The sequence below is a fragment of the Parapedobacter luteus genome (genome assembly GCF_900168055.1).
Taxonomy (GTDB): Bacteria; Bacteroidota; Bacteroidia; order Sphingobacteriales; family Sphingobacteriaceae; genus Parapedobacter; species Parapedobacter luteus.
In genome coordinates, this window is sequence record NZ_FUYS01000004.1 from 37190 (window position 1) to 49492 (window position 12303).

General features: G+C 47.9%; 8 protein-coding genes. 4 read left to right on the top strand and 4 right to left on the bottom strand.

All coding sequences use genetic code 11. The annotated features are described in order from the left end of the window. The first annotated feature begins 87 nt into the window (after window positions 1-87). A complete protein-coding gene (locus B5X72_RS09195) occupies window positions 88-2715 on the top strand; it encodes a valine--tRNA ligase (protein WP_079716592.1) in 2628 nt (875 codons plus the stop codon). Window positions 2716-2764: 49 nt separating this feature from the next. Here B5X72_RS09195 and B5X72_RS09200 read toward each other — a convergent pair whose 3' ends face one another. Together B5X72_RS09200 and B5X72_RS09205 are read right to left on the bottom strand one after the other, a co-directional pair. Next, on the bottom strand, window positions 2765-6613 hold the full coding sequence (locus tag B5X72_RS09200) for a glycosyltransferase family 2 protein (protein ID WP_079716593.1): 3849 nt from the start codon (window positions 6611-6613) through the stop codon (window positions 2765-2767). Beyond that, the gene (locus B5X72_RS09205) at window positions 6600-7904 is read right to left on the bottom strand and encodes a glycoside hydrolase family 2 TIM barrel-domain containing protein (RefSeq protein ID WP_139378623.1); all 1305 of its coding nucleotides are present in this window, start codon (window positions 7902-7904) and stop codon (window positions 6600-6602) included. Before B5X72_RS09205 ends, B5X72_RS09200 begins: the two co-directional genes overlap by 14 nt. A gap of 298 nt (window positions 7905-8202) precedes the next feature. Here B5X72_RS09205 and B5X72_RS09210 point away from each other — a divergent pair, with 298 nt between their 5' ends. Beyond that, the gene (locus B5X72_RS09210; protein WP_079716594.1) at window positions 8203-8847 is read left to right on the top strand and encodes a hypothetical protein; all 645 of its coding nucleotides are present in this window, start codon (window positions 8203-8205) and stop codon (window positions 8845-8847) included. 26 nt (window positions 8848-8873) lie between these two features. Here B5X72_RS09210 and B5X72_RS09215 read toward each other — a convergent pair whose 3' ends face one another. Together B5X72_RS09215 and B5X72_RS09220 are read right to left on the bottom strand one after the other, a co-directional pair. Then, on the bottom strand, window positions 8874-9527 hold the full coding sequence (locus B5X72_RS09215; protein WP_079716595.1) for a hypothetical protein: 654 nt from the start codon (window positions 9525-9527) through the stop codon (window positions 8874-8876). 58 nt (window positions 9528-9585) lie between these two features. Then, the gene (locus tag B5X72_RS09220) at window positions 9586-10197 is read right to left on the bottom strand and encodes a WbqC family protein (RefSeq protein WP_079716596.1); all 612 of its coding nucleotides are present in this window, start codon (window positions 10195-10197) and stop codon (window positions 9586-9588) included. Between the two features lie 161 nt (window positions 10198-10358). Here B5X72_RS09220 and B5X72_RS09225 point away from each other — a divergent pair, with 161 nt between their 5' ends. After that, a complete protein-coding gene (locus B5X72_RS09225) occupies window positions 10359-11234 on the top strand; it encodes a lysophospholipid acyltransferase family protein (protein WP_176146149.1) in 876 nt (291 codons plus the stop codon). Further along, window positions 11231-12262, top strand: a complete 1032-nt coding sequence (locus tag B5X72_RS09230; protein WP_079716957.1) for a glycosyltransferase family 2 protein — start codon at window positions 11231-11233, stop codon at window positions 12260-12262. The genes B5X72_RS09225 and B5X72_RS09230 overlap by 4 nt, the downstream gene beginning before the upstream one ends. The last annotated feature ends 41 nt before the right edge of the window (window positions 12263-12303 follow it).

The following is a 12303-nucleotide window of genomic DNA, read 5'->3' on the forward strand; positions in this document are numbered from 1 at the left end:
CCGGCGAAGTTAAGGATAATGCGGCCTATTTTTGCTTTAATTGCTAAGTTTGGCTAAGTTTGCGTCCCTTAAACGTGTAGCAATTCAATGAGCATATCAAAGACATATAACCCCAAGGAAGCCGAAGATAAGTGGTACAGTTACTGGATGGAAAAAGGCTTTTTCCGTTCCACACCGGATGATCGCGAGCCCTACACCATCGTGATGCCTCCCCCCAACGTAACCGGCGTACTGCACATGGGGCATATGCTCAACAACACCATACAGGATGTGCTGATCCGCCGCGCCCGCATGCAGGGCAAAAATGCCTGTTGGGTACCCGGCACAGACCATGCCTCCATTGCCACGGAAGCCAAAGTGGTCGCGATGCTCAAAGAAAAAGGCATCGATAAGAAAGATTTAACACGTGAGCAGTTCCTTGAACATGCCTGGGAATGGAAAGAAAAATATGGAGGCATCATCCTCAAACAGTTGGAAAAACTGGGGGCATCGTGCGATTGGGATCGCACGAAATTCACGATGGACCCCGACCTGTCCGACGCAGTGATTGATACGTTTATCCGGCTGTACCGGAAAGGATACATCTACCGGGGTGTACGGATGGTCAACTGGGATCCACAGGGGCGCACCGCGCTCTCGGATGAGGAGGTCATCCGCAAAGAAGTGAATCAAACACTTTACTATGTCCGCTATGCCGTGAAGGATGCCGACGGTGATGCGCACGCCTACCTGACCATTGCGACCACGCGACCGGAAACCATCATGGCCGATACGGCGGTGTGCATCAATCCCAACGACCCGAGGTATGCTCACCTGAAAGGCAAGACGGCTTTGGTTCCGATTATTAACCGTGAAATACCGATTATCGAAGATGAGTACGTCGACATGGAATTCGGCACAGGCTGCCTCAAAGTAACTCCTGCCCATGATTTGAATGACTATGAGCTGGGGCAGAAACACAACCTGGAAGTGATTGACATCCTCAACGACGACGGCACACTCAATGAAAAGGCGCAAATACTGGTCGGCGAAGACCGCTTCAAAGCCCGCAAGTTGGTGGCCAAGCTGCTGGAAGAAGCCGGGCAGCTCGAAAAGACCGAGCCCTACAAATCGCAGGTGGGCTTCTCCGAGCGCACCGACGCGGCCATCGAGCCGAAGCTGTCCATGCAGTGGTTCTGCCGGATGCAGGAACTGGCCAGGCCAGCGCTGGACTATATGCTGAACGGCGAGGTCAAGCTGATTCCCGACAAGTTCATCAACACCTACCGCCACTGGATGGAAAACATCAAAGACTGGACCATCAGCCGTCAGTTGTGGTGGGGCCAGCGTATCCCCGCGTGGTACAATGCGCACAACGAATGGGTGGTAGCCAAGACTGAAGAAGAAGCACGCGAGTTATTTGAAGCGGAAGGCAAGTCTGCCGAGGGCATCCGGCAGGAAGACGATGTATTGGATACCTGGTTTTCATCTGGCTTGTGGCCCATGTCTGTATTTGATGGCACCCGCCATCCGGAAAATGCGGATATCCGCTATTATTACCCGACAAGTGATTTGGTAACGGCTCCTGAAATCCTGTTTTTCTGGGTAGCCCGTATGATTATCTTCGGCCATGAGTACAGGGGCATGCCTCCTTTCAAAAATGTATATCTCACAGGCATTGTGCGCGACAAATTGGGTCGAAAAATGTCAAAATCGCTTGGCAATTCGCCTGATCCTATCGAGCTCATGGCACAATATGGCACAGATGGTGTACGTGTGGGCATGTTACTTTCGTCGCCGGCAGGCAACGACCTGATGTTTGACGTGGCCTACTGCGAACAAGGCCGCAACTTCGCCAACAAAATATGGAATGCATTCCGGTTGGTGAAGGGGTGGGAAATCGCGGACATCCCCGCTTCATCCGCCCAACGTGAAGCCGCTAATTGGTTCGCGCATCGCTTCAACCAAGCGGTTGCCGAGATCGAAGGCCACTTTAGCAACTACCGCATATCCGATGCGCTGATGGCCACCTACAAGCTCATATGGGATGATTTCTGTTCGTGGTACCTGGAGCTGGTGAAACCTGCATATCAACAACCCATTGCCGCGGAAGCTTTTGAGGCGACCAAGGGATTCTTTGAATCTGTACTTAAACTCATCCATCCTTTTATGCCATTTATCAGCGAGGAACTCTGGCATGACGAACTCTTTGGCGTGAGGGGTGAACTTGATTGTTGCATCATCGCCGACTATCCCAAAACGGGAGCTTTCGATGAACAGGCGTTAGGCGATTTCACCGTACTACAACAGGTGGTTTCGGAGATCCGTAACCTCCGCAATGCTAAGCAAATTTCTCCAAAAACACCGTTGCCGCTGGCTATCCATGCTTCGTCAGGCATCGATTTCAACCGATATGCTGAAAGTATCCAAAAGATGGCCAATGTATCAGACGTCAGCTTCGTTGAAGGGAAACAGGCCGGAGCAACCAGCTTTTTGGTAGGAAAAGACGAATTTTACGTGAGCATCGCCCAACGTATTGACGTCGAAGCTGAACGCGAGCGCATCACCAAAGAAATCGATTACCTCAACGGATTTTTGAAATCCGTAAATGCGAAGCTTGGCAACGAACGCTTTGTACAGCATGCTAAGCCGGAAATCGTAGCTAATGAACGGAATAAGAAAGCGGACGCCGAGGCGAAAATCAAAATGTTGGAAGAAAGCTTGGCTAATCTTTAGGTCGGCCAGCGTGACCGTTGCCTTGCCTGTCATCTCCAGCGTTTTGGACCTAATACGTCTCATCAACGTCATTGTCAAGCCTAAACGATGCGAGGGCTTCCTCCGGCCAATGTAATGTGTTCAAAGGCGTATGGAGTTTGGATGATATCATTTTAACGTGGTTATCACCTGAAACCGCTAAAGCAATCCTGAAATTTGCCGGATTTCCGGGCACGCGGAAGGTGATGTCTACGCCTTTTCCCAAGGTTTTGGTTTCCAGCGGCTCACCGTAATGATTGGTTTTAATCAATTTCCATTCCGGCATTAGTCCATCATTGTCTTTCAGCAACCGCCAATCCTTACCATCGCGCAATAATACACGATACGTGACGGATTTATTTTTGCTGATTGTTGTGGCCGGCAACAATATTTTCAATTCGGGCAGTTCCCGTGGCAGTTCGGCACCGTCCCAGCGGTTTGCCAACCGGTGCATTTCAAATTTACTGTTCCCTGAACCATCCAGCAATCCATCAAACGAGACAAACCCGGGAGTTTGTTCGTCTTGCCAATTGGCAATAAAAAAGCCGGATCGGAGCTCAGGAATTGCTAAGTAATCGGAGGCATTTATTCTACTATAAAAATGCGGCGACTCAAGATTTTCTAATCCGGATCCCATAGCTGCTCCATCTCCTACCGCTAAACCAAAGCAGTCGATGTCAGGGATGTAATGGTGAAGCCAACCCATATGCTCACTTAGCTTACTGTCGACTTCGATGTCTACGCTAACGGGCCTATTGGGGTCCATTGATTTAATTTTAGCTACCAGCTTTTGCAGCCACAACACATAAGCCTCGTTATGGTAATACAGATCAGGCTTGTAATGATTAGCATACATTCTACGCAATGGGCTGTTTCCGATATTCCACATTATTATGGCCTCATTATCTTTCAAGGCTGCTACCGTTTTCAATATCCGGGCCGCATAGCTGTCCAACTCCGCACGGTTTGATATAAAATCAGCATTGCTGGGCAACCAAAAGCCATAGCTGACATCCAGCCCTTTTTGCCGCGCTACATGTAATATATTAAGGTCATAGAAAGTGGGGCCAAAATGCTTCACCGTATTGAATCCCATTTCCTTCATCTTGGAAAAATCGGCAGCAATTTCCTTTTTCCTCAACGCGTGACCATTTGTGGACCAGTTTTGCCCCTTCGTATAATTAACACCTTTGATATGATGAAATGACACGCCGCCGGAGCGCCGGACGGTGGTGTCCGCAGGGCGAGCAAGGGTCTCGTTAATCGGCCTGTTTGTAAGCCATTGGGTTTGCCTACGGGTATTGTTTAGTGCCTTACCTAAACTGCCGAAATCCTCGATCGTCCAGTCCAAAAAAACATCGCTTTCCGGATCCGGCGTATTATAATCGATATTGGCATTAAAAAAGACAACTGCCCCAATCTCCGGAAACCGCTCCTTTATGTCTTTAAAAGCCGTTTGAAACCAGTATGTTTGTTGGCCTTCCGCCGGTAACGAGCCCATTTCTGCCAACATAACGGGTATGCCTGATTGAAAAATAGGCTGTTCGTGGAAAGGCATGTAAAGCTCCTTCATACTGTACCATTTCCCGTCATTATTCCTTGATCCATAATTAAGGTTGGTCACTCCTATCCAATCTACATAGCGCCTGCCAGGGAAATAGGATGTTACGGCCTCGGGCTTCCAAGGATTCCAGACCCAAATAGCATTATAAGCTCCGCTACGGTTGAAATACCGGTGTATGTACCGCCAGGCCGCTTTAAATTCTTCGGCGGTATTCTGGCCGACCGCGGACCAAGGGTATTGCGGATTGTCTGCTTCGTGCGCAAACCGGATAAAAATCGGGCGGTTTACCGACTTGACCTGACCGGAAAAACGGGCCAGATAGTCGTCATAATCTCCTTTCAGAATAGCTGCAAACACGCGCTGTTCCTTGTCGTTATCGGATTTACCTTTCAGTTGATCAAATAGACTTTGCCTTGGCTCCCAAGTTATCATCGGGATGGAACCGAGCTCGTAAATGGAATCCAGCAGGTGGACGGGCAAATCACATTGAGGCTCGTCTCCCCAAGGTACATAACACGAGACGACACCAAAAGATATATTGCTTTGCTGTGCAAGCTCCTTCACTCGGCGCACCACCGTGAGCCCATTGGATTGCTGAGGAAAAAACACGCCAGGGACCAGGGTGGCGCTGCTATATTGCTCACCTGCCGAATACCCTTCTTTTTCTGGCTGGGTATTTATATGATAAAGGATGTAACATCCGATAAGCGCCGTAAGCATCAACGCCGTACTCCTCACTCCACGGTAAACATGCCGTCTAAATTTCCAGAACGATTTTTTGAACTCAGCTATGACAGCCATCAACGGTCTCAGCAGCCAATTGCGTTCTTTAAACCGCCTGAATCGATACTGTTGGCTTGCAACAATCGAAAACGACAAAATAAGGCAGTTGATCGCGGCGAAACCCGCCATAATAAAATTATACGGATTCCAGTCATTGGATAATCCGTAAGCAACAGCTGCCAATGACACCGCGATGACTAATAGATTTGGGATGTTCAACCGCCAGTTACTGTCTTCGCTATCATCTTTCGGCGTGGGGATATAAGGGACCTTTTTCCGAAGAAGGGTGTAAATCAACCCAGTAAGAAAGATCCACCATGTGCCTATCATCAACAAGCCTCCGACAATATGGACACCCCGCTCCTCTTCTTCCATCACCCACTTTTGGACAAAAAGCCGGATAAGCAAAATGGACATAAATAACGGAAAACCAATGGTGACGAAATTGAACAAGTCGAAATTTATGGGGCTCGTATTGAGCAGCAGGGAAATAACAGGTATCAAGAAATTAATTAAAATAAAGACACCCGACAAATAGTATATCGGTATGGCACCATAATGCAACTTTTGTTGCCAAGTAAATTTTCCGAAAAGGCGGGGATAGGAAGTCACGAACAGCTCAAAAACACCCCGCGCCCATTTCAACTGTTGGCTGTAATACGCAGATAAGGTAGACGGGACCAACCCTCGGGCAACGACCGCGGGCACATATACGGACTTCCAGCCTTTGGCGTGGAGTTGCATCGCCGTATGCATATCCTCCGCCAAACCCGCGGCGTGCCCCCCGATGGAATCCAACGCAGCACGCCTAAACGTACAATTAGCACCGATAGCAAGTACGGTACCGTATGTATTCATGGACATCATAATGGGGCCATAAAATTGATAAGTCTGCTGTGCGGCACCTTTCGCAATGAGCCCCTGGTCTTGATTTTTATAGGCTTGGACAATTTGTACGAAGCCCACGTTCGGATCGTTGAAGTGGGAAACTATGGGATCTAAAAAATCAGGGAACGGTACATGGTCGGGATCCAGAATCACACAAAGCTCCGCAGACGAATATTTTAATGCATTGTTTATATTGCCGGCTTTTGCATCTATTTTAACAGTTCTGGTGATGTGGAATACACCAAGCTCTTTGCAAAGGTTTTTTAGGTATGGGTCATCGGCCTCGTCACACAGGAAGGTTTGGTGGGGGTATTTGATTGCTTGAATAGCCATCAACGTTTCCCGAATCATTTCATAAGGCTCACCTGCGCAGAATGTCGTAAATATATCGACGGTAAACGGCCTCTCGTGCTTAGGTATATCTGGTACGGCAATACAAACGTAGTGAATCCATTCATGCACTATCTTGAGGCATGCGAAGACAAATGTAGCAATCAGCATCCAATACAGTGCCGGATATTCCGCGTTGGTGCCCAATATTTCTTTTAAGAAGAGCACCATGCATAAAGCGCCTATGGCAACCATCAGGCGCAGGGTATAACGCTCTCGTTTCGACGGCTTAATTACTGGTTTAGTTCTTTTCATTCGTTCCCACGACGTAAAAAGGCATATTGCACGTCGCAATATTGCCGTTATCATCATATACTGTTGCGAATATCCGATAAGGCCCTTCGCTGTCGGGTGTAATAAACCTAACATCCACACCCTCATTGCTTCGGAACAACCCGTTGACAGGCAATGGCTTGATCGTGTTGTTCCGTTCTTCCACCTTGTGCCAATCCTCCGGGAAAACCTCCCAGATTACCTTGGTGAATTTTGAACCATCCACCAGTCGCACCTTAGCCTCCACTTCTTCATTGGCGTTTAGGAAAATACTTGCAGGATGGTCCTGCCCGGCTAAAAGCATATCGCGTATTTTGGGCGCCGGCTCGACCGACGTCTTTCCTGTCCAAATCTTTTCAGCGACGGCAACGACCTCCGTTTTATGGCCAAGTTCATCAAATAAACTGAACCAAGTGTGGGTAGTCTCCTGCTTTTGTCCCCAATAAAAAATCAATGAGCCTAAAAAGCCGCTATCATCCAATGGCATTTGTTGTTCGTATCTCCAGCGGTATTGTTCTGCTTTATCGGTGCTCGTTGGTTCAATCCAAGCGCCCCATGCGGTCTGTGGCGTGCCATCCCAAGGGCCATCAATCCCCCATTCTGTAATTAAATAAGGCCCCCTCCATAGCCAAGAAAATCTTTTTAAGTCATCGCGCAAATAGGTGATCCTGCCGAATATGTTAAATGAAATGACATCTACATGAGTACGCATCTTAATATTAAAAATATCCTTACGCTGGAAGTTCACCATGGTGGTGGTGACGGGGTGATCAGGATCATCCCGGTGAATCATGTCGACGATGCCGTTAAAGGCTTTGTAAAAGTTGGCATACGCCGGTCTGTACGGGAAAGAAAGCTCGTTTCCTACGCACCACATGAGCAATGCAGGTGCGTCTTTGAATCGATTCACCAACGCCTTTATGTCTTTATACTGCTGAGCCACCTTCGATGAATCGTTGTAATAGTCCATATAACGGCTTTCTGGGATTGGCAAACCAACGATCACCGCAATTCCCAACTCATCAGCCTTTTTCAATATGGGGGCTATGCCGACGGTGTCCCATAGCCTGATGGTGTTGCCGCCGATTTGCTGCAATAAGTCCAACTGCGCATGGCCGGCGGCCCCTTTTATCTCAAACGGTTTTCCATGGCGATATAATGTGTATTTCCCTTCCTTCTTTTCAATGAAGACTTTGGCATTGCGCCTCGGTTTGGCGTCCGTACAGGCCACCAGCACCTGCAATAGCAACAAAAAAAAACAGGTATTTCTCATCGGATTAGGTTGCATCTTTCGGCCGACATGATTGTTTGCAATTTAGTTAGTCATCAGGAATAGACTGCTTCGCCCTTCAAATATCTTAATTGACTGAAAACCTGCGTAAAGATATGGTATTTCTAAAAACATCCAAACTGCTCTTCCTAATCAATTATTCCGTTAATGCTATCTCGCCGTTTAGACATTACTGCGCACTGTGAGGCCGGTGCTGTGGCGCAGCCTGCAAATTTGACTTTGAAGCCAGCCGGTTTTTTCATAGTTTAGTGGGCTTAAATTGAACTATTTCCGAAAAGTCATGAACAAACTATTGTACATTACCTGTATTGGTTTGATCGCCGTTGCTTGCCAGCAGGGGCAAAACCAACAAGAAGAGACCGCTGCAACCGATCCTAATGCGATCACCTGTGAAGGGATAGGCCCCGTAAAACTTACATACACGTACGCTGCGTTGGATAGCGCTGTCGGCGCCGGTAGCCTTGAAAATGGAACGATTGAAGAAGGTGGAAGCACGACACATATCACCAAGGTCTTCCCCAATGAAGCAGAAGAAATCACCGTATACTGGGCCGAAAGCGAAGAACCCTATACGACCATCACGAAAGTTGCGGTCGCTAATAATTTCGGCCCTTATCAAACCGCAGAAGGACTCCGTGTCGGTTCCACGCTGAATGAGGTAAAGCAATACAATAACTTCATGCCCGTCACCATGACCAATTTCTATAACAGCTTAGACGGCTTTGCAACCATTTTGGGGTTCAATGGAGGCGATCTGGAGGTTAACTATCCTTGCCTCGGCGGTAAACTTGACATCACCAAACAACGGGGCGTTGACGTCCGCACGTTGGATGAAATTAAGCCAGAAAACGAACTGCAATCATCCCATAAGCTATTTAACGCCATTGATGTGGAGGTAGTAGAGCTGAGCATATCCGCAAAATAAGCCACATATCGAGTAGGGGTTCGCTCCTACTCGATCCCTATTACACGTGCCACATTGTCTTTTAGCTTGGTCACGTCTGTTTTTAGTCCGCCGTACAACGACATCACATTGACCGACCGTTGCTGAATTTGCCGGAAATTATGCAGCCATCCGGCCTCCACAAACAAAAAGAAACCGCCGATCCGATAATCGGCCCCTACGCCTAACCTGAAGGTGGGCGTAAGGTGTGAAGTGCTTTCGATCGTTACTTTATGCTCAGCCGGAGAAACCATCGCACGAGGTTGTATCACGACGCCTGCACCGGGGCCTCCATAGGCATGCGCGTTTAGCTTACCAAATCGCTTCCGCATTCCGCCTGCAAGATTAAGAATGTAGAAATTGCTCCTACCCTTCTCCAAATCGTAAGCATAATCCGGATCGGGCACTTGTTGATCATACCGAAAGGTCAGAAAATCAAGCGATGGGTAGATAAAATAAGGACGTTTAGCCAGGGAAATATCTAAGCCCAGGGTGTTGGAAAATTTTGCCCGCAGTACCTCTTTCGTCTCGCCCAATGCGAACCCCCACCCCATGCCGCTGGTTACAAACACTTTCCGCTGGTCGGTGGAGTCTGTTTTTGACTGCGCAGCAGCATCGATCATCGTTAAGAGCGACGAAATGAGCAAATAATGTTTCAGCATAACTTTCCCTATAGATGATGACACTAAAACAGGGAAACTCGCGAAAAGTTTTCAATTGCTATAGATACGTCCGGCTTTGGGGTCCATGATTAAACAGCAGATCCACAATGCTTAGGCCGGCGATAAAGCCGTGTTTATTTTCGAATACTTGGTAGTAAGGTTTCGGATCGCCGCCCGCATGTCCCGTTTTGGGGTGGATGGCTTGCCTGAAATCCAAGTCGGACGGATAATTTTCGCGGTAGCTTTCGGTATATCCGACGCTCCTCGTTATCTTCAGCAACCGAAGCAGCAACTGCAATTGAAGCACGTTGTAATCAAACAGCCACTCATACCGTTGTTGGTAAAATGGCATAAAATCTTCTTCATAATATTCAAAATAAGCCGAGCTGCGGTATGCGGTCTGCAAACTCATCCAATGCAACCGTTGCCAGTCCGACTCATAACTGATCCGTACATCTTTCATCCGGGTATGTCCGCCACGGCCTTTTTTTACCGGCACAATAAGGTCCAATTTTCCGTTGGCCGAATAAACCGATGCCCGGGTGCGATAGGTCTGCTTGGGATAATGTTCGTATTGCTCAAGCAAGATTGGCATCGGAGCATTGTGGATAACACTGAAATAGGAAACCGGGGGCAAGTAAAAGGCAGGTAAGATGATCTGTTCGTCCATGTAACGCAAGAAATAAGTTTGTGCGGTAAAAATAATATAAATTAGGAATATATCATCCGAACCAACCTGCGCCTGAGGTCCGCACGGAACCCGCAGGCTCCGCCGCAATTAAATTGCATATAAAAGCAACTTTATCTAAGTTTGCAGTTTTACGCACTTGAATGGCCGTAATGCGAAAATCTTCCATTGTTTCTTTCTTTGTTTACCTGATTTCACTGCTGCCTTTTTGGGTGCTCTACGCGTTTTCAAACGTGCTATATTTATTACTATACTACGTCATTGGCTACCGGAAAGCGGTGGTATATGAGAACCTCCGGAATGCATTTCCGGAAAAAACGGATAGCGAACGCAGACAAATTGCACGGAAGTTTTACCGTTTTCTGCCCGATCTGATTGTGGAAGCCGTCAAAATGCGTAGTATATCGGCGGAGGCGGTCGAAAAGCGGATAGTTATCCATCAAAAGGAAGAGTTGGAACGTCATTTCAGGGCCGGCAAAGGCGTGATAGGCGTTACTGCTCACTATGCCAATTGGGAACTGGGCATTCACCGGCTGAGCTTACTCACGGAAAATCCGGTACTGATCATCTACAAACCGTTGCATAACCAGACGGTGGACCTCATCTACAACGCGATACGGGGCCGCTTCGGTGCCACGATGGTTCCGATGAAACAAACCCTGCGCAAAATCATTGCACATCGCCAACAACCGCACATCAGTATCTTTGTAGCCGATCAGACACCGATGTATAAGGATTCCAACTATTTTATCCCGTTTCTCAACCAGGATACGCTCGTATACACCGGAGCCGAGAAAATCGCTAAAATGACCAATTTCCCTGTCGTCTTTTGCCACATCGACCGCGTCAGGCGTGGCCATTATAGTTGCACATTCACGACGTTGGTTGAAAATCCCGCCGAAGTGCCGGGGCATGGCATCACGGATATTCATAACAAATTTACGGAAGATATCATCCGCAGAAAACCTGAATGGTGGCTATGGTCCCATCGGCGGTGGAAAAGGAAACCCAAACCATGAAGCATTATCCAAAGGTAGCCGTTGTCATCTTAAATTGGAATGGAAGGTTTTTCTTAGAGAAATTTTTACCTTCCGTATATAACAGCAATTATCCCAACGTAGAGTTTGTGGTGGGCGACAATGCGTCGTCCGACGATTCGGTGGACTTTGTCGCCGCACATTTTCCTGCGATACGCATTATCCGCAACAGCAGCAACCTCGGCTTTGCCGGAGGTTATAACGAAGTGCTGAAATCGGTGGATGCGGACTACTTTGTACTACTTAACTCGGATGTGGAAGTTACGCCCGACTGGATTACACCGGTCATTGAGCTATTGGAAGGCCACCCCGACATGGCAGCTGCACAACCCAAAATCCGTTCGTATTACCAACGCGACCATTTTGAACACGCAGGCGCCGGCGGGGGATTCATTGATTATTATGGCTTTCCCTTCTGTCGCGGGCGGATGTTGCACGTTGTTGAAAAGGACGACGGGCAGTATGACGATGCTTGCGAAGTATTCTGGGCCAGCGGCGCAGCACTTTTCATCAAACGCCAATGCTGGGAATTGTCGGGAGGGTTTGATGCAGATTTTTTTGCGCATATGGAAGAGGTCGATCTATGTTGGCGTCTCAAACTAGCCGGGTACCGCATCGGTTATTGCCCACACGCTGTCGTATACCATGTGGGTGGCGGTACGTTGGCTGCGAGCAATCCGAGAAAGACATACCTCAATTTCCGCAATAGCCTCTTTATGATGCAAAAGAATCTGCCCTTCCTCCAAGCAGTGTGGGTCTTGTTTGCACGCATGTGGATCGATTTTATTGCGCTTATCCATTTCCTCATTGCGGGAAAATCGAAAGATGCCTGGGCTATCAGTCGGTCGCACCAGCGCTTCTTTCTTGATTTTTTTAAAACCGCAAAAAAACGAAAGCAATATCGCCAGAAATTTGGCACCAAAGGTATCTATCGGGGCAGCTTTATATGGGCTTTTTATATCCATAAAAAAACACGATTCAGTCAGCTCAATCGCCGTAAGTTTCTGTAAAATACCGGCTACAGACAACTTTTTAAATAATAGTTTGTTAC